This is a genomic window from Neochlamydia sp. EPS4 (assembly GCF_000813665.1).
GTDB lineage: Bacteria > Chlamydiota > Chlamydiia > Chlamydiales > Parachlamydiaceae > Neochlamydia.
Genome location: NZ_JSDQ01000028.1, coordinates 73,520 through 92,461, shown reverse-complemented (window position 1 = coordinate 92,461; position 18,942 = coordinate 73,520). Strand labels below are relative to the sequence as shown.

The window sequence follows — 18,942 nt, the reverse complement described above, 5'->3', positions numbered from 1 at the left end:
AATCAAGTTGATCATAACTTTTTAAGCTTAGCATATTTAGCGACAATACTTCTTTCGCGATTATCTTTAGAAAAAAAGATTTTGTAGGTAAGTCCTAGAGAACTTTGATAAACCTCACGAATGATCCCTATCCCAAACTCTTGATGAAAGATAGCAGCTCCTATTTCATAGTGATCAAACGATTGATCCTCGCCTCCATTTATGCTTGGCTCGCCCTTTTCTCCCGTATAGTCTTTAGGTCTAAAAGTTGGAAGTGGCGATTGATGAATACGTTCTAAGTATTCTCTGGGCACCTCACGCATAAAACGACTAGGGAGCTGATGCCGTGCCATGCCCCACATATATCTATATTGGGAGTGTGTTAAATATAAACATTCTTTGGCACGCGTCATTCCTACATAGAAAAGACGTCGTTCTTCTTCTAAAGCCTCAAGCTTATCTTTAGAATTAACATGAGGAAATAAATCCTCTTCGATTCCCACTAAGAAAACGACTTTAAATTCTAATCCTTTTCCATTGTGAATGGTCATTAAGCTTACGCGATCTTTCTTGGTATCGGCCTCGTCTAGACTAGACTTTAAGGTAAGCTCTTCTAGGAAAGCCCTTAAAGTCGCGTCGACAGCGGTTTGTTCCCATTCAATTGCTTTGGTAATTAAAGCATCCAAATTCCCTTTACGATCTTCAAAAGACTCGGGATCCTCAGCTAAAAATTGAAGATAGTCGGTCTCATCTATGGCAGCCCGCACTAATTCTTGTAAAGAAGCTGATTTAGCCACTTCTCGCAAACGATAGATAATCCCTAAATATTGCTTTAAAGCTTCTTTTTGCTTAGTAGCTAGCTTAATAGGATGCTGCAAAACTTTATCTTCAGCAATAGCTTCGCAATAAGCTAAAATTGACAATTGCTCTTTCGAGGCTGCCAGGCGAATTTTTTCTAAAGAAGCTGCTCCTATTCCTCTGCGAGGGATATTGAGGCTCCTTAAAAAAGAAATATAATCGGTCCCTGAATAAACCATACGCAAGAAAGATAAAATATCTTTAATTTCGCGTCTTTGGTAAAAAGATAAACCTCCTACAATTACATAGGGGATCTGGCGATATAGAAAATAATCTTCAAAAGCGCGTGATTGATTATTGGTGCGATAAAACACTACTATTTCATTATAGGGAATGCCTTGCTCACGATGCTGGCGAATTTTATCGGCTACAAAATCCGCTTCATCACGCTCAGTATCGCTAGCATAAAACTTTATTTTTTCTCCTTTACCTAAATCGCTCCACAGCTGTTTTTCATAGCGATTGGCATTATGAGCAATCACAGCATTCGCCGCTTCTAAAATATTGCTACAACTACGATAGTTTTGTTGTAGGCGAAAGATCTGAGCACCAGGATAATCTTTTTCAAAATTTAAAATATTATTAATGTTGGCTCCCCGCCAGGAATAGATAGATTGATCCGGGTCCCCTACCACAAATAAATTGCCGTGCTTTTGCACTAAATAATTTAAAATTTTATATTGAGCTTCATTGGTATCTTGATATTCATCAATAGATAAAAATGTCCATCGATCCTGGTATTGTTCACGCTTATCGGGATGTTCTTGAAAAAGCCTTACTACCAAAAAAAGAAGATCATCAAAATCTACGGCGTTATAATGTTTTAACTTAGTTTGGTAGAGAGAATAAACACGAGAAAGATATTCCTCAGCCGGTGAAGACATATAACTTACTTTAATATCTTCCGGCCTTTGCAAAGCATTTTTAGCTTTTGAAATCAATCCTCGAAAGGTCTTGGTATCCATCTTTTTATCTTTAATCTCCAACTCCACTAGGCAAGCTTGAAGCACTTTATGGATGTCTTCTTCATCATAAATGGTAAAGTCACGCTCATATCCTAAAGCTTGAATAGATTCACGTAAAATTCTGGCTCCTAAACTATGAAAAGTACATAGAAGAGGAGCTTGCCTTCCTACTAAGATGCGAATACGCTCGCGCATTTCTTCAGCAGCTTTATTAGTAAAAGTTAAACCTAGGATTTGAGAAGTTGGGACTCCCATTTCAATTAAAGAGGCTATACGCGAAGTAACAACCCGTGTTTTTCCTGAACCTGCTCCTGCTAATACCAGAATAGGGCCTTCAATAGCATTCACTGCCCCAAGTTGCTCTTCATTTAGCTGAGATAATAAAGTCATAAGAAGTTAAGCCTTAAACAAGGTAAAGATTATGAATTTTATAAGTATAAATCATTTATTTCCAGAGATCTTCTTAAAATTCGCTTTTTAAGTAAAAATTATTCAACGTTCTTTTTGCTAGCCGTGTAAATCTTTTGCTCATAATCGGTTTTAATTTTTTCCCTTCCTTAAGTTTTTTTGCAGAAATCTTGAAATAGAAGCGCTAGTGATGTAAATATAGCGGGTAACCAAAGGCTTTCTACATGCAACGTCGCGAATGCCATGGAATTTCATGGCTTGAATTTGAACTTTTAGCGCCTTTTAAAAATCTTACTCATGGCATCCTTTTACGTCATGGAGGATATAGTACAGATTTGTTTGCAAGCTTAAATATGGGCTTTAGCTTGCAAAACCTCCTGGAAAATAAAAATGTTAGGCTTAATCGCGAAAAAGTAAAAAAGATTTTTGCTTTTAAAAACCTTTACGACTGCCAATTAGAACACGCCGATAAAATTGTAGAAATTACCCATAAAAATAAAGGTTTAAGGCCTACCTGTGACGCTTTATCAACTGTATTGCACGATACAGTGTTGATGATTACCCATGCAGATTGCCAAGCTACAATTTTTTACGATCCTGTTCAACAAGCTATCGCCAATGTCCATGCGGGTTGGAAGGGAAATGTACAAAATATTTATGGCAAAACTGTAAATTTCATGAAGCACCATTATGGATCCTTTCCCGATAATTTACATGTCTGTATTTCTCCTAGCTTAGGGCCTTACGATGCTGAATTTATTCATTATCGTCAGGAACTGCCTCAAGCCTTTTGGGAATTTCAAATGAGTCCATGCTATTTTGATCTATGGACGATTGCTAAAAATCAACTTATGCAAGCAGGCGTCTTAGAGCATCATATTCAGATTGCACAAATAAGTAACTTTTCTCATCCGGAAGATTATTTTTCTTATCGTCGCGAGAAAATTACAGGCCGCCATGGAACGTTTGTGGCCATAAAGTCCTCTTAGGCTTTTAAAATTAAGATGAATGGTAGCTAGGGATTAAGTAGCAGGATATATTTATTTAATTGGATACTCAGCCATCGTATTTCTTATCTTGGGCGGCCTTGCAATGTCTACCACCGGTCGTTCTCTGTCTGAAAAATTATAAAATCCCGGAAAAAACGCCTTTTGCTTTTAGATAGACTCCCTCCCTTATTCAATTATCCCTATAAGAGCGTGTTCAAGTAAAAAGAGAAGCATGATTAAAGCCTTCTTTAACCTTTTTGAAAAAGACTATAAAAACAGAATGACTTAATGGTTAAACTTAACAAAAAAGCAGAGATTAGCTGCAGTTTTTCTCACAAAACTTTTGTGGATCTAATTCCACTGTTTCTATCAATAGGGTCGATGTAACAATAGGCCATAACCTGCCAAAAGTTTTGTGGTTTTTATACAAAGCTAGCAAAGATTTTTTTATACTCTTTAAAAGACTGGATTTATCGATGCCCTCATGCTCAAAATGGTGATAAACGGCTTGATAGCAATCTTCCTTTAAACTTACAACCTTTTGCTGGAGTTCGCGTGCTCTTGTTTTTACTCGTTTATTCTTTAAACCATATTTCCTTGCTAAGCTTTCGATAGGTACAGGACATTTGCTAAAAATAGTTCGTATAGATTGACGAAAAAAGATTAAAACTTTTCTATTTTGGCTAGCTTGAAGTAAGGGTTCAATGATATGCTGATAAACAGGAAGGTTTCCTTGGGCAGCTATAAAGACTATTTCTTCTAATCCTATTGAATCTAAATACCCAGAAGGAATGCAATCCTTAGTGGATTTTAATCGGCCTTTTCCGTCGAATTTAAAATATTCAACGTTTAGATAACGAGGAGTATTTTTTTCTTCTACAAAAAAACGAATGAGCAAACGCAAAGGTTCGGCATAGGCTCTATTCACCTTCGACAATTTGCTTTTCTTATGGGTATGCCAGGCAATGCTTTCTAAAGAAGTGGGAAGGTTTTCTATGATTGCATATCTTCCTTTAGGATCTATATACTTAAATTGGGGAGTGGCAAGAGCCCAAAAAAACTCTTCCGACCTTAAAAGCTTGCTATATTCAAAACATAGCTTATTAGGCCCTACTACAAAAAGAACCTTTTCATATTTTTGAGAAGTATGGGGTTTAAAGATTTCGAAAACTTTATAAAGATTAGGCAATTGAGTGGTCTCATGGCCTTTAAGGGAGTCCCCCAGTTCAAATAAATGTTCCTGGTTTTTCTTATCCCTAAAATAAAAAGGTTGATTAGCTTTGATAAGCTTACAACCTTGCTGCAGCTCTTCACGCCATTGCAAATGCTTTAAATCAAACTTTTCTAAAAGAAAGCAACCTTCTTTAATTAAAGTCTTCTCTAGTGAAACTAAATCAGCTCCTATATTTTCCTTTCGATAATGAGGAAGGCTGAGGATAAGACTTTTCATGCCCTCATGAAACAATTCAATCTCAAACTTTCCCTGTTCTTTTGCTTGGTGGATTCTTTTTATAAACTTTAACAGCGATTTTTGCTCTTTAGCTGCAACTTGTGAGGGTTGCTGGATTGGCTCTTTGCAAATTACCTTTTGAAAAATGTGAAAGGGAAGCTCTCCTGCCGTCATTCCTTCTAGAGCCATAATTTTCACCTGCTTTCTTAAAGATTTAAAAGAAGTTTTATCATAAAAAGGTTTATCTTTTTTATGATAAATCTCAGGAAAATGAGCATGTAGAAAGGTATTTAATTTCCGGCTTTTTTCTGATCGCACCAATTCTATTAAAGGGTAAGTAGCTTGGTAAAATAGCTGAATTTGCTCTCTCGCATTATTGACTACAGGAAGAGCAGCATGGTTTTTACTATTTGCAAAGCGAGCATTTAAATACTCTTGATAAGTGCTATCAAGGAGGCGGTAGCGAAATTTTTCAAGCTCTTGATAAATGGCATGTGTAGCTTTTATAGCCGCATTAAGTTTTTTTCAAAAAAAGCACTGCCCACCAAAACATTTGCAAAAAAATAGATCAAGCGAAGAACCCTACCTCTCCAGCCTGCAGAAGGACAGTAAAGCTTATTTCCCCATAAAGAGGGGACTAGATGGATAATTTCTTGATTAGAATGCGCGGCTGCATAAATATTTTGAAAGTTATGGGAAATTAACTCTAACGACTGTTCAGGTAGTTTGGGTCCACTCACACACTTATTTCCATCTTTTAAAACGGCATCAATAGTGCTGCCTCTATTTTTGGTCTATTTTAAAAAGCATGTCACTATTCATGAATAAATGAAAATTTGATCCTATTCATTGAGGTATTCAAAAACGCGCTTAGGAGCAGGGAGACTATCTTGGTATTCTTTCTCAGCTTCTTTCTCAATAAGAGCAATTTCTTTGCTTTTATTATAAGTTTCTATACGATTGCACCACTGATCATTTTGTGTATTTTTAACGTCGAAGTCATAATAATAAACCATCCCATTTTCCAGTCCCATCCACCCCACATATTTTGAATCTCCATATAGTCCCCAAAAACTTTGAAAGTCCACATGAATCAAAAGATTTTCAGCAGAAAAATTAGGAGCTAGACGAGAAGAAGTTAGGGGATTGGATTTTAGATTCTGTAAAAGCTCTTCTACCACATCCACGAGTTGAGCTCGTGCTTGGTGGAGCTCTAGAATATTTTGAGTACGAAAATTTAAGCAAAGGCGATGAACACTGTCGGTGCTGTTATAATAAGCCCAGGCATCATCTAAATACCAGTGATGCTGATGAGCTAAACGGGTTGCTTGACGTATGGCTGCCCGCGTAAAAGCATCTGAACTATAATCCTTACTTATAGGTGATTGAGCTTGCGAACGTTGAGGGCCTTTACAAGCAGCTAGAGCAGTTAATAAAAGGCAGAGGGTCAAAAAAATTCTCATAAATAAACCAAGCTAATTTCTTAAAATACGCATATTATTTGTTTAAAAGATATTTGAAAAGAAAAACATGTTGTTCATCTTGCATCTTCTCTTGAGTTGTCTCAATAGATAGTTTAATATAATTTATTTACTTACCTTACCGCTTTTAAGCTATTTTTGTGGAACAATAATTTAGATACCATTTCACAAACTGAGGAATTCCTTCCTCAAGCGTGGTTTTAGGCAAAAATCCTAATATCTGTTGGCTCGCCTGTATATCAGCATAAGTTTCTAAAACATCCCCAGGCTGCATAGGTACAAATATCTTTTCAGCTTTTTTGCCTACAGTTTCCTCAATGATCTCTACCATTTTTAAAAGATCTACCGGCTGATGATTACCAAGATTAAAAATTTCATTTTTACCTTCCCGATCTATAGAAGATTTAATACCTTGGACAATATCGTCTATATAGGTAAAGTCCCTTCTCATTTTGCCATGGTTAAAAATATGGATAGGTTTTCCCTCAAGGATAGACTTAGTGAATTGGAAGTAAGCCATGTCGGGGCGTCCCCAGGGACCATATACAGTAAAAAAGCGCAATCCTGTAATAGGTACTCGATATAAATGGTAATAAGTAGAAGCCATAAGTTCGTTAGCTTTTTTTGTCACTCCATAGAGGCTAGCCTGATGATCCGTTCGATCTTCTATAGAGAAAGGTATCTTTTGGTTTAATCCATAAACGGAAGAAGAGGAAGCATATACTAATTGAAGGGCTGGAAATTGACGGCAAGTTTCTAAAACATTTAGGAAGCCTTCAATGTTTGCCTTCACATAAGCTTGAGGATTTTCTAAAGAGTAACGTACTCCTGCTTGTGCTGCTAAATGAATAAGATGGCTAATTTGATGGTGGGCAATTAGCTCGTATAAAAAGTTGGCATCGGTGATGTCCCCTTCAAACAAAGCAATCCCATGTTTTTCTACCGCCTTAGCCCGTGCTCTTTTGAGCAAGGGATCATAATAATCATTAAAATTATCTATACCAATAACATGATCCCCGCGCTTTTTCAAAGCTTTGGCCAAGTGAAAGCCTATGAAGCCAGCAGCGCCAGTAATTAAAACATGTTTCATCAAAATCTCTTGTTAGATCATAATTATAAAAGAGCAAATAGTGAATAAAATTTTTGCAATCCCCACATTTTATAGCAGATCCCAATTGTATGGCAAATCCTTCTCCATCTATCATCGCAGCCTTCGACTTCGACGGAACTTTAACCTACCGCGATTCTCTTTTACCCTTTTTAAATTTTGTAGTCGGTTCGGCTCTTAAAAGAAAAAATCTTTGTTTAGAAAGCTTTCATTTTTTCCAATATCTTCTAGGATATCTCTCCCGTCAACAACTCAAAGAAGCTTTGCTTACTCGTTTTTTAAAGGGAAAAGGACGTCATGAGATAAAAATGTATGCCGAGAGATATGCTAAAGAAATTTTACCTACACTCCTTCGTCCTCAGGCCCTAGAAAGAATTCTTTGGCATAAAAATCAAGGACATCGTTGCGTTTTAATAAGTGCTAATCTTGATATTTACTTAAAACCCTGGGGGCAAGCGGTAGGTTTTGATAATATCATTGCTTCGCGGGTAGCTTTTTCGCCTCAAGGTTATCTCACAGGATACTTACAAGGATTAAATTGCCGAGGAGCGGAAAAGGTTCGCCGTTTAATAGAGGAAGAAGGGCCTACAAAAAACTATATTTTGTACGCTTATGGGGATAGCCAGGGAGATCAGGAGCTATTACAGTGCGCTAACTTTTCCTTTTATCGCCGATTAAATTAAGTAAGATGATGATGGCAAATTCCTCTAGAAAAGATCTGATGGAAAGTAATTTTGAGGGCTTAATTCCTGGACCTGCTGAAAGTGATCAATCCTTTGCTGAGAGAGTAGCCTATTGCTTGAATTTAAACAGTCAGATTACTCAAGAGCTGTTGCAAGAATTTCCCTTTGCTGTAGAAGAATCTCCACGTTCTGCCAATATTCTAAAAGAAGGGTGCCAAGAAATACAAAAGCTCTATGATATATTTCCTACGTGGGTGCCTCTTTTCTTTAGTAATTACAAATTACTTCCCTGGCATGGCGGATGCACATGGATTTTTCAACAGACAGATGATTATCCGGCTTATCCTTTCCTGCAGCTAAGGAAGAATTTACAAAATTCTACCCATTATGGGAAATTTTATACCCGTAAGGAATTAATAGCTCATGAATTGTCGCACATAGGGCGGATGAGGTTTGAAGAGCCTATATTTGAAGAAATTTTAGCTTACCGCTCTTCACCTTCAAGCTTTAGAAGGTTTTTTGGACCCATCGTTCAAACCTCCACTGAAAGCTTAATTTTTGTTTTTCTTCTTGTTTTGGTTGTTGCTTTAGATATCTTAACCCTTGAGCAGGAAAGTAAAACTTTCTCCTATCTTTCTAAATTAGGACACTTATTCCTTATAAGCTCGCTTCTATATGCTTTAATACGTTTATGTTTTCGACAGTACCAATTTAAAGTAGCCCTTAAAAACTTGCGACAGCTCGTTTTAAATAAAACTGCTGCCGATGCCATTATTTATCGACTTACCGATGCAGAAATTATTAATTTTAGCCGTTTATCCCCTAAAGAAATTTACGCTTATGCTTTTGAAAGAAAAGATAGTTCGTTACGGTGGACACTTATCTACAAAGCTTATCTAAGCAAACACCGTCTTTCTGATCATTACGATGGCTATCTTTATCATAATAACCCTCCCACGAAGCGCTCTTTTAAAGATTTTATTCATTGGATGTGGGAAAGTAAGCCTAGAAAATGGCCTGAAAGCATTCCTATAAGCCAGCTTGCCAAACCTCTTACACAGATAAATGATGATCACCTTAGGCTTACCTTTGTTAATCATGCTACTATACTGATTCAGTGGGGAAATATTAATATACTTACCGATCCAATTTGGTCTAAACGTTGCAGTCCATTCTCTTGGGTAGGACCTAAAAGAGTGCACTCACCGGGTATATGCTTTGAAGATTTACCTCCTATTCATCTCGTGCTTCTGAGTCATAATCACTACGATCACATGGATATACCTACCCTGCGCCGAATACAAGCCCAACATCACCCTAAATTCATCACCGGATTAGGTAATAAAAACTATCTCAAGAAAAAAGGCTTGAAAGACATCGATGAACTTGATTGGTGGGAAGCAATCAAAGCAAACAACTTTGAGATCATCTTTACACCCGCTAGACATTTTAGCATGCAAAATCTCTTTAATAAAAATAAGACCCTTTGGGGAGGCTTTATCATCAGGAAAGACCTAGAGTGGATTTATTTTGCAGGAGATACAGGCTATGCGCAGGTGTTTGAGAAAATTAAAGCTAGATTTGGCTCTCCTCGGATTTCTTTATTGCCTATTGGAGCCTACGAACCCCGTTGGTTTATGGAGCCTTTTCATATGTCTCCTTCTGATGCCGTCCAAGCACATATAGATTTAGCTTCTAAAAAAAGTATTGCTATACATTTTGGAACCTTTCGACTTTCCGATGAAGCTATTGATGATCCGGAAAAACAGCTTAAAATGGCCTTAAAATTTTATCGCCTTGCTGAAGAAGACTTTATCGTGCTCAAGCCTGGCAAAACATATCAAGGATAAGTATGTATCATTCCCCTATCGGTACCCTTCTTGTCAATTTAGGTACCCCTGACTCTCCTCAACCCAAAGATGTGTATAAATATTTGGTCGAATTTCTAACCGATGAGAGGGTAATAGACCTTCCTTGGCTACAACGGCAGCTACTTGTAAGAGGCATTATCATTCCTGCACGCTACAAACAATCGGCTAGATCCTATCAAAACATTTGGACAGCTGAGGGATCACCTTTGATGGTATATGGGAAAAGAGTAAGAGACGCCTTACAAAAAGCTTTAGGTGATAATTTTTATGTAGAGCTGGCGATGCGCTATCGAAATCCTTCCTTAGAAAAGAAGCTGTTGCTGCTTTTAAACAAAGGAATTAAACAACTGATTATCCTCCCTCTATTTCCTCAATATGCTTCAGCATCTACGGGATCAGTTTATCAAAAAAGCATGGAAATTTTAAAAAACCAGATATCTTTACCTAAAATTACATTTATTAACTCCTTTGCTGACCACCCTGCTGTCATCCAGGCCTTTTGCCATGTTGCTCTTAAGAATAACCTAGCAGAATACGATCATTTCTTGTTCAGTTTTCATGGGCTTCCTCAGAGGCAAGTGACAAAAGCTGATAAAAACAATTACTGTTTAAAGTCACAAAACTGCTGCCAACACGCTTGCCAAGAGAACGTTGATTGTTACTCGGCTCAGTGCCATCTTACGGCCCATGCAATCATAGGACAACTCAATCTGCCTACTGAAAAGACTAGCTTAGCTTTTCAGTCACGCCTAGGCAAAGATCCATGGCTAGAACCTTTTACCCCTCATGTGATCAAAGAGCTTGCTAGGCAAAATAAAAAGAAAATCTTGGTGTTTTGTCCCTCCTTTGTGTGTGATTGCCTAGAAACTACCTTTGAAATTGGCGTAGAGTATGCGGAAGAATTTAAGAAAATGGGAGGGGAGCGCTTAGATATTGTTCAAGGGCTTAATGATGAAACTGTATGGATAAAAGCTCTTGAAAAAATAGTAAGGGAAAACAGCTTGCAATTTTAAAATATTTTCTATGATAAATCTTGCTAGGGTAAGAAGCCATTCTTACTTTTTTTTGCAAAAAAGCGATAATCGCGGAAGCTGTGAGAGCATTTATCAAATACAGGACTCTAAAAAATTTAAAAAAATAGGAGTTTTAAAGCTAGAGCCTATAAAGGCTAACACTTTTTTAATGCTATAGGCTTTAAAAAACTTTGTCTATCCTTGAAAAAAAATCCAATCTCTCACAGCTATCCCTGCTAGTTAATAAGCACGGCTTTTTAAATACATGATTGCGCAAGAACAAAAGCCTATTGAAACGGGATTCTATTCTTCTTTTTTTCTTCTTTTTAACGTAGATGGTGGAGAAGATTCTGCTGAATAGGGAATCTCTTTTTCCTCTTTCTGGCTTTTATCACTCCTAGACTTTCTTTTCTTAGACTCTAAGTGGGTAGTTTCTTCCATTGAAATCTCAGGTGTTGCTTGCTTTTTTTCTTCTTTTATTTCTTCCGCTGCCCCATCAACAATTAATTCTCCTTCAATATCAAAAAAATCAATCACTGTATTACCAATCAGTAACTGCCGTCCGTTAGGAGAAAAACTTAAATTGTCATTACAAGGCAAAGGGATAGAATACCAAGGGGAAGAATGTTCATCACTCCAGAGAGCGCACCGTTCAGAATTGCCTGCGGCTATCCAGTGTCCATCTGGAGAAAAAGCTAATTTACTAAAACTCTCTCCTATATGTAGCGCCTCATATTCATCTATACCGTCGGTATATAAGTGATAAACATCAAAACCAGGTTTTTGCGAAGGTTCTTCTGCAAAGCTTATGGCAAGCAATTCTCCATCCGGAGAATATGCTAGGCAGAGGATTGGCTGATCTGGAATCTCTAGCGTTTTAACATCTTCTCTCATATTATGAAGTTCGCGTATGACAAGCTCACCAGGCTTCAATAAAAAAGCTCCTGTTTTTTTATCAGGAGATAAAGCAAAGGGGCCAAAATTAAATGGACCGACTGCGTTAGCTGTGCTAGTAGTTACGCATTTAGAATGCGGCGATCTTTGGCATAGAAATGGCTCCTCCCCCCAAACATAAACCCTATTTATTTCCGGCTCTGTGATAACCAGTGAATTATTAGGCAAAAAATCTATCTTTTTAACGGGAGCATCATCCCTAAACAATAACGTGCTGAGATATCTTCCCGTATTCATATCCCATATGCGCATATCCCAATCCAACGATCCCGTAGCCACCAGCCAGCCATGAGTAGAATCATGAAAAAAAGCTGCGCTGCAAACTTCTTTAAGGTGACCCTTCAAGGAAGATTTACATATCCACTTGTTTGCCTCCAGCTTCCATAAGCGAGCTGTACAGTCAGCAGAAGTAGTGGCTAGCCAATTTCCATCCTCAGAAAAAGTTATACTAGTGATAAGACCTGTATGGCCCTCAAGGATTTGATGGCACTTTCCATTAAAAGCATTCCATACATGAACGGTATTGTCCTTAGCGCTACTTACCATCCATTGGCTATCAGGAGAGAATACTGCTTTTCCACTCCCTTCTACATAATCAAATTCGATAAATTTCACAAAATGTTTTTCTTCCCTATTTCGAGAAAGCATAGCTTGGTTTTCATACATAGAATGAGTATATTTACCATGGGACAAAGGCGGCAAAAAAGGAAATTTTTTAAGAACCAAGCGATGCCATAATAAGGGGTTGGAGGCTAATTGGCTCCAATGTCTGGACATTTGCCGGCTAACTGCTAAATCTTTAGCAGGTAAATAAGAAAAGATTTTTATCCATACTTCATCAGGCATCTTAGAAATAGCCCAAGAATCTATATTTTGCGAAATTTCTACAGTAGTTGGAGAAAAGGATGGAGAGATATTATTAACCATTACAAACTCCTTTTGTTAAGGATTAAAACTTAGAACAATTATTTATTAAGTTAAACAATAATATATTATCTATAGAATGAATTAAGTTCAATTCTTATTTATAAAAAACATAAGCAGGAATTAAAAAATATTTTTTTTAATTTTCACGGTAAAGAAAACAAGCAGTTTTTATCTATGAAGTAATTAATTTTATTTTCCTAGATGTCCACTTTTGTCCTTAAAGCCTCTCCCCATCCTCTTAAATCTATACCGAGCGTTTAAAAGTAAGGTTGCAGATTTTTCTCAAGGGCCACGTCGCATGCGAATAGCCTTACCCTCGTTTTTTTAAGCTTTTTAAGACGTAAGGATTCTAAAGACTTACCTTGTATCTCTGTTAATTCTTTAAATCATACTAGCATCATAGACTCCTTTTTACTAAGGATAGAGAGTTATATAAAGCCAATTAAAAAATGCCTGTTTGAGATACATTCAACATTCTTAGCTATTTATTTTGGATTAAAAAGCTGCCTTATAATACCAGCTTCTTCAGCAAGAAGCTGGATTCTTTAATCAACTTAGAAAAATTAATTCATTACTTTATTTAAAAGTTTTAAACCTTTTTGAAGAAATAGTAAGAATATATAAAGCTGGTAATACGACTAAGGTGAGTAAAGTGGAGCTAATAAGACCACCAATGACCACGGTGGCTAAAGGTTTCTGCACTTCAGCTCCTGCCCCTTGTGCTAATGCCATAGGCAAAAACCCTAATGCTGCCACTAGAGCTGTCACGACAACTGGCCGAAAGCGTGCTATGGACCCCTTTAAGATTGCTTCCTTAGCTGAAGCTTCCTCTAAAATCCATTGATTGATGCAATTTATAAGAACTAAACTATTTAATATGGCAATGCCCGAAAGAGCAATAAATCCGATTGCTGCTGAAATGGAAAAAAGTATGCCTCGCCACCATAAAGCTATGATGCCACCAGTAAAAGCTAGGGGAATAGCACTAAAAACTAAAAAAGCTTGCCGAATCGAATGAAAGGCTACATAAAGCAGAATAAAAATTAAAAGAAATGCTGCTGGTACTACTATCAATAAACGCTTTTTAGCAGCTATTAAATTTTCAAATTGGCCTCCCCATTCTATCCAATAGCCGGCAGGGATTTTAACTTCTTCACTAATCTTCTTTCTGGCTACCTCTACAAAAGTAGACATATCAGCACCTCTTATATTAGCCTGAATTATTACTACCCTTTTTCCATTTTCTCTCCTAATTTGATTCAAACCTGTTGTGATATCTAAATTAGCCACTTCACTTAAAGGAATATAAGGAAAAACAATTTTTTTATTCGCTTTACTGGTAGCGAGCGGCAAACGTATCGGCAACCTTGATAAAGCTAGCAAGTCATTTCTTAACTTTTCAGGCAATCTAACAATAATATCATAATGCCGATCTCCTTCAAAAAGGGTTCCTGCTTTTCCACCCCCAATTGCCACTCCAACCATTTCCAGAACTTCTTTCATATTCAGATGGTAACGGCTTAAAATGTTTCTATTTATATTAATTTCTAAAGTAGGTAGCCCATCAGTTTTATCTACCGTAACATCGGCCGCCCCTGGTAATTTTTGCATGACCTGAGCAATAGCCTCGGCAGTTTTTTTTAACACTTTATAGTCATCCCCATAGACTTTCACTGCTAAATCACTTCTTACCCCTGCTATTAGCTCATTAAAGCGCATTTCCACAGGTTGGGTAAATTCATAAATATTACCAGGGAGCTTTTTTAGCCTAGTCTCTATAGCTTTTACAAGATCTTCTTTATTTCGCTTAGCATCTGGCCATTCCGGACGAGGTTTAAGAATGACAAAAGTATCTGAGGCATAGGGAGGCATTGGATCGGATGCCATTTCAGCGGTACCGGTTTTTGAATAAACATAAGCCACTTCATCAAATTTATTAATTACTTTTTCTATTTGTAGCTGCATGGAAGTAGCTTGAGTTAAAGAAGTGCTAGGAATTCTTGAAACCTGAATGGCTAAATCCTGCTCATCTAATGTGGGAATAAACTCTTGCCCAAGAAAACTAAATAAAATTAAGGCTGCTGCCACCATGAAGATGGCGATGGTAGCAACTAGATAAGGAAAGCTAAGGACCCTCCAAAGAAGACGCTCATAAAGTTTTTTAGCTGTGGAAATAAAGAAATTTTCTCTTTCTTGTAGGGGTTTGGTGATCCAAATAGCTACCATAGCAGGCACAAATGTCAAAGACAAAACAAATGCGCTTAATAGAGCAAAAAGCACTGTTAATGCCATAGGATGAAACATCTTTCCTTCTACCCCTGATAAAGTCAATATAGGAAGATAGACTGCGATAATAATCGCTTGCCCATAAACAGAGGGCTGTATCATTTCTTTGCTAGCTTGCATCACTTCTTCTAAACGCTCTTCTAGCTGCAAGCTTTTTCCCTGTGCCTTTTGCTTTTCCCCTAAACGCCTTAAGCAATTTTCCACAATGATAACAGCTCCATCAATAATCAGCCCAAAATCAAGCGCGCCTAAGCTCATCAAATTGCCGCTAATTTTAGCTTGAACCATTCCTATAGCAGTTATTAACATAGAAATAGGAATCACTAAAGCAGTGATCAAAGCAGCACGAAAATTTCCTAGGAAAATGAATAATATTACGATAACTAAAAGAGCACCTTCTATTAAATTCCTAGCTACAGTCTGAATAGTCGTATCTATTAATTTGCTTCTACTCAAAACAGGTTGGGCAATAACCCCGAGGGGTAAGGTTGTATTGATCCATTGTAATTTTTCCCTTACCGCTTCTGCTACGCTACGGCTATTTTCGCCAATTAGCATCAGTGCCGTGCCGATCACTACTTCTTTACCATCTTTACTAGCACTACCACTACGTAGCTCTTTTCCAATGCTTACCTCTGCCACATCATGAATAAAAACCGGCATGTCTTCACGCATGGCAACCACAATATTTCCAATATTTTCTTGGTTTTCTATTCTTCCATCGACTTTAACAATCAATGATTCTCCGCCGCGTTCAATGTAACCGGCTCCTCCATTAAGGTTGTTTTCTTCAATAGCGGTAAGTAGATCTTGTAAGCTAATATCAAAAGCCATCATTTTCTCAGGACTGGGCTCCACATGATATTGACGAATAAAGCCTCCCTGTGCATCCACACCCGCTATTCCTTTAACAGCTTTAATTTGAGGGGTTATTATCCAATCTTGAACCGTACGCAAGTAAGAAGCTAATTCCACATCAGTCTTAAGTAATTGTCCTTCCGGAGTTAAATAACTTCCGTCTGCATGCCACCCTAGGCCTGCCTCCTGCTGCTTAGATTGTCTCATTTCAGGACTGTAATCTACTGACCACATAAAGACTTCGCTCAAGCCTGTGGAAATAGGTCCCATTTTAGGTTCAGCCTCAGCTGGTAAAATGCTTCGAACATCCATTAGCTTTTCATTAATTTGCTGTCTAGCAAAGTAGATATCTACCTGATCGTGGAATATAGCTGTTATCTGAGAAAATCCATTACGTGAAAGAGAACGTGTACTCTCAAGTCCTGGGATGCCGCTTAAGGCAGATTCTATAGGGAAAGTCACTCTTTTTTCTACCTCCATAGGTGTCAGCCCTATAGCCAGGGTATTAATTTGCACCTGATTGTTAGTAATATCGGGTACAGCATCCATAGGAAGATTTTTTAAAGCAGATATACCCAAAAGCATGGCACAAACAGTAGCTGCGAGGATGAGATAACGATAAGCAATAGAAAAATTTAGGATTTTTTCAATCATTTTTAATAGCCTTCTTTCCATCCTCTGCTTTTAAAATAAAAGTATGAGTAGCTGCATAAGAAGTGCCCTGTTTTATTCCTGAAAGGATTTCTACATAAGTGGGATCAGATCTTCCTATCTTTACTTCCCGTTTTTCAAATCCTTGGGAATGGGCGATAAAAAGGACAGTTTTTCCTTCAATAACTTGAATAGCCTCTTTAAGCACAGCTATAGGCACTTCCACCTCTTCGGCTATAACTTCTACTCGAGCATACGAGCCTGGGTACCATTTTCTAGATTGATTAGCTAATAAAGCTATAGCTGTTCCACTACGGGTCTGTTTATCAAGAATAGGACTAAGATAGATGATTTCTGCTAAATCAGAAAATTTCTCTTCCTTTAAAAGAGCCACCTGAACTTTGTCCCCTAGCTTAAGGTAGGGAAGATCTTGCGCATAGACTCCTATCTGTACCCATACGGTATCTAGATCAGCAATTTTAAAAGCTTCCTGACCTGCATTTAGCGATGAACCTAAATTGATAATTTTGCTAGTTACCATTCCATTTAAGGAAGACTTAATCTGATAGCTAAATAAGTCACAGCTCTCTTCTTGAGCCAGTTTTTTTACATCTTTTTTGCTCATTCCTAAGAGGTAGAGTTGCTGCTCTGCCAACTCTTGTTTGACACAAGCATCTTCTGCGGTTAAAAATGCTTGAAGATAAGCTTGTTCAGATGTTACATTCTTTTCTTTAAGAATAGCTTCAGCTTTAAAAGCTTGTTGTGCTAAGGAGGAACGCTTCAGCAAGGTAAGATAAGCAGCTTTAAAATTTGCCATTGGCCTGCTTTGTAAGACAGCTAATGTTTCCCCCTTGCTTACATAATCTCCAACATTTTTGCTAATATGGCTTACTACCCCCGAAACTCTAGCTACAATGATGGCTTGCTGTTGCTCATTGATAACAATTTGGGCTGGCGCCCCGAAGGTTTTTCGCAATATGCTAGGAGAAGCCTTTAATATCTCAATTTCTGCCTCTATCATCTGTTCATTACTTAAAGAGACAAAGTTGGAAGGTTCAGGCTTAAATTCCTGGCTTGCTGCCAAATAATGTTGAAAAACTAATCCTATATATAAAAAAATTCTTTTGCTCATTTGCATCTCCTTAAGTCAAACCTTTTAAGGCCCCTGCGTATTTGCATAACCTACCCTTACTAATCGATTGAGCTCTACTTTTCTTTGATGATAATCCACTAAAGCATGCATATACTTGTCATGCACATCAAAAAGGGTACGTTGGGCGTCTAGAAGTTCAAGGTAATCACTTTTTCCTTGCAAATATTCCTGTTTAGCACCCTCAAAAGTAGCTACAGCTACAGGCAAAACATCATTTTTATATAATAGCCCCTCTTGGTAGGAAGTGAGAAGTTGCGCGTACTCAGCTTCTAATTGCAGGCGTGCTTGCAAGTTGTCTTTATTTCTTTTGTTATAAAGCTGGTTTAATAAATGCTTGGCTTTAGAAATGTTGCCCTGATTTCTATCCCATATCGGGATAGCCATGGAAAATCCAAGCAATAGTCCCTCTCCATCCTCAGCAGAGTTGATATATCCTGCGGTAACTACGAGGTTAGGAATACGTTGCGCTTTTTCACTCGCAATCATGAGGTCAGCATTTGCTATCTGCAGCTCCCATTGTTTCGTTGCAATATTATCATTTTGCTCAGCAATAAAGGCAGCAAGATCCTCGACTAAAGTAATTTCTAAAAGGTTATAATCCACAGAAGTAAAGTCGGGATGGCTATCTCCCCAAATCAAAGCGAGCTTTTTCTTAGAATTTTCAAAATTATTGCGAGCTTTTTCTAAAGCTAGATGAGCGGTTAATACTGATAACTTAGCTTTCTTTCCTTCTAAGGAAGATATTTTTCCTCCTTCAATTTTTGCAGAAGTGGAAAGAAGCACTTCTTGGGCACTTAGTTGGAGTTCTTGAGCGAAACGCAAATATTCTTGCGCAGCAGCCACCTCAATAAAAGCTTTTTCTACCTGGCAACTTGCCTCTAACTTTATGACTTCTATTTCCTTGAAGGCTAATGATGTTTGGAGCCCAGCAGTCTGTTTTCGAAGATGTCTTTTACCCCCTAATTCAATAGCTTGCGATAAATTGCAAGAAAACCCTCGATCTCCCGCCCTTTTTTTCTCCTTCCCAATTAAATTAGCTTTATCAATTTCTACAGAGACGACGGGATTTGGCAGAAAATTTGCCTGATATTCCTCAGCCTGTCTAACTTTCCATGTGGTGTCAACGATGGCTACGGCAGGAGAATAAGTTAAAGCTCGCTGGGTAGCCTCATCTAAAGTTAGTAACCTTGCTTCCATTAGCAAAGGCCACAGGTAAAAGTAAAGCACTAAACTTAATTTGGGGAACTTAGACAATCTCATAGGGATTTACAAGAGTATGTGTTAAAATTTTTCCGCTGGTGTGATTAC

The 18,942-nt window shown here is 37.7% G+C and carries 13 protein-coding genes; 4 read left to right on the top strand and 9 right to left on the bottom strand.

Annotation, left to right across the window (positions count from 1 at the left end; all coding sequences use genetic code 11):
• Positions 1-11: 11 nt before the first annotated feature.
• Complete coding sequence (locus DB42_RS02355) at positions 12-2,192, bottom strand: ATP-dependent helicase (RefSeq protein WP_044881562.1); 2,181 nt, start codon at positions 2,190-2,192, stop codon at positions 12-14.
• 242 nt (positions 2,193-2,434) lie between these two features.
• Between DB42_RS02355 and DB42_RS02350 the strand changes: the two genes are divergently transcribed.
• A complete protein-coding gene (locus DB42_RS02350) occupies positions 2,435-3,199 on the top strand; it encodes a polyphenol oxidase family protein (protein WP_044881561.1) in 765 nt (254 codons plus the stop codon).
• A gap of 316 nt (positions 3,200-3,515) precedes the next feature.
• On the opposite strand, the gene DB42_RS02345 is transcribed toward DB42_RS02350, so the two are convergent.
• The 4 genes from DB42_RS02345 to DB42_RS02330 all read right to left on the bottom strand — a co-directional run bounded on the left by DB42_RS02345 (position 3,516) and on the right by DB42_RS02330 (position 7,220).
• On the bottom strand, positions 3,516-4,838 hold the full coding sequence (locus tag DB42_RS02345; RefSeq protein WP_155117385.1) for a hypothetical protein: 1,323 nt from the start codon (positions 4,836-4,838) through the stop codon (positions 3,516-3,518).
• Positions 4,839-5,152: 314 nt separating this feature from the next.
• Entirely contained in the window at positions 5,153-5,389 is a 237-nt protein-coding gene (locus tag DB42_RS02340; RefSeq protein WP_044881559.1) for a hypothetical protein, read from the bottom strand.
• Between the two features lie 102 nt (positions 5,390-5,491).
• Positions 5,492-6,112, bottom strand: a complete 621-nt coding sequence (locus DB42_RS02335) for a hypothetical protein (protein WP_044881558.1) — start codon at positions 6,110-6,112, stop codon at positions 5,492-5,494.
• A 145-nt stretch (positions 6,113-6,257) separates the two neighbouring features.
• Complete coding sequence (locus tag DB42_RS02330) at positions 6,258-7,220, bottom strand: SDR family NAD(P)-dependent oxidoreductase (protein WP_044881557.1); 963 nt, start codon at positions 7,218-7,220, stop codon at positions 6,258-6,260.
• Positions 7,221-7,309: 89 nt separating this feature from the next.
• On the opposite strand from DB42_RS02330, the gene DB42_RS02325 reads away from it, so the two are divergent.
• Genes DB42_RS02325 through hemH form a run of 3 tightly spaced genes read left to right on the top strand, consistent with a single transcriptional unit; the run spans position 7,310 to position 10,805 of the window.
• On the top strand, positions 7,310-7,921 hold the full coding sequence (locus DB42_RS02325; RefSeq protein WP_044881556.1) for an HAD-IB family hydrolase: 612 nt from the start codon (positions 7,310-7,312) through the stop codon (positions 7,919-7,921).
• A gap of 11 nt (positions 7,922-7,932) precedes the next feature.
• The gene (locus tag DB42_RS11145; RefSeq protein ID WP_162180742.1) at positions 7,933-9,771 is read left to right on the top strand and encodes an MBL fold metallo-hydrolase; all 1,839 of its coding nucleotides are present in this window, start codon (positions 7,933-7,935) and stop codon (positions 9,769-9,771) included.
• 2 nt (positions 9,772-9,773) lie between these two features.
• Positions 9,774-10,805, top strand: coding sequence for a ferrochelatase (gene hemH, locus DB42_RS02315; RefSeq protein WP_044881555.1), 1,032 nt, complete (start codon positions 9,774-9,776; stop codon positions 10,803-10,805).
• Between the two features lie 303 nt (positions 10,806-11,108).
• On the opposite strand, the gene DB42_RS02310 is transcribed toward hemH, so the two are convergent.
• The 4 genes from DB42_RS02310 to DB42_RS02295 form a co-directional block, all read right to left on the bottom strand.
• Positions 11,109-12,686, bottom strand: a complete 1,578-nt coding sequence (locus DB42_RS02310) for an F-box/WD40 repeat-containing protein (protein WP_044881554.1) — start codon at positions 12,684-12,686, stop codon at positions 11,109-11,111.
• A 576-nt stretch (positions 12,687-13,262) separates the two neighbouring features.
• The gene (locus tag DB42_RS02305; RefSeq protein ID WP_044881574.1) at positions 13,263-16,484 is read right to left on the bottom strand and encodes an efflux RND transporter permease subunit; all 3,222 of its coding nucleotides are present in this window, start codon (positions 16,482-16,484) and stop codon (positions 13,263-13,265) included.
• Positions 16,477-17,613, bottom strand: a complete 1,137-nt coding sequence (locus tag DB42_RS02300; RefSeq protein ID WP_044881553.1) for an efflux RND transporter periplasmic adaptor subunit — start codon at positions 17,611-17,613, stop codon at positions 16,477-16,479. The genes DB42_RS02305 and DB42_RS02300 overlap by 8 nt, the downstream gene beginning before the upstream one ends.
• Before the next feature lie 24 nt (positions 17,614-17,637).
• On the bottom strand, positions 17,638-18,831 hold the full coding sequence (locus tag DB42_RS02295) for a TolC family protein (RefSeq protein ID WP_044881552.1): 1,194 nt from the start codon (positions 18,829-18,831) through the stop codon (positions 17,638-17,640).
• Between the last annotated feature and the right edge of the window lie 111 nt (positions 18,832-18,942).

Coding starts and splice junctions, on each gene's coding strand:
- DB42_RS02355 (WP_044881562.1), bottom strand. CDS start 2,192: ATGACTTTATTATCTCAGCTAAATGAAGAGCAACTTGGGGCAGTGAAT.
- DB42_RS02350 (WP_044881561.1), top strand. CDS start 2,435: ATGCAACGTCGCGAATGCCATGGAATTTCATGGCTTGAATTTGAACTT.
- DB42_RS02345 (WP_155117385.1), bottom strand. CDS start 4,838: ATGGCTCTAGAAGGAATGACGGCAGGAGAGCTTCCCTTTCACATTTTT.
- DB42_RS02335 (WP_044881558.1), bottom strand. CDS start 6,112: ATGAGAATTTTTTTGACCCTCTGCCTTTTATTAACTGCTCTAGCTGCT.
- DB42_RS02330 (WP_044881557.1), bottom strand. CDS start 7,220: ATGAAACATGTTTTAATTACTGGCGCTGCTGGCTTCATAGGCTTTCAC.
- DB42_RS02325 (WP_044881556.1), top strand. CDS start 7,310: ATGGCAAATCCTTCTCCATCTATCATCGCAGCCTTCGACTTCGACGGA.
- DB42_RS11145 (WP_162180742.1), top strand. CDS start 7,933: ATGGCAAATTCCTCTAGAAAAGATCTGATGGAAAGTAATTTTGAGGGC.
- hemH (WP_044881555.1), top strand. CDS start 9,774: ATGTATCATTCCCCTATCGGTACCCTTCTTGTCAATTTAGGTACCCCT.
- DB42_RS02310 (WP_044881554.1), bottom strand. CDS start 12,686: ATGGTTAATAATATCTCTCCATCCTTTTCTCCAACTACTGTAGAAATT.
- DB42_RS02305 (WP_044881574.1), bottom strand. CDS start 16,484: ATGATTGAAAAAATCCTAAATTTTTCTATTGCTTATCGTTATCTCATC.
- DB42_RS02300 (WP_044881553.1), bottom strand. CDS start 17,613: ATGAGCAAAAGAATTTTTTTATATATAGGATTAGTTTTTCAACATTAT.
- DB42_RS02295 (WP_044881552.1), bottom strand. CDS start 18,831: ATGGAAGCAAGGTTACTAACTTTAGATGAGGCTACCCAGCGAGCTTTA.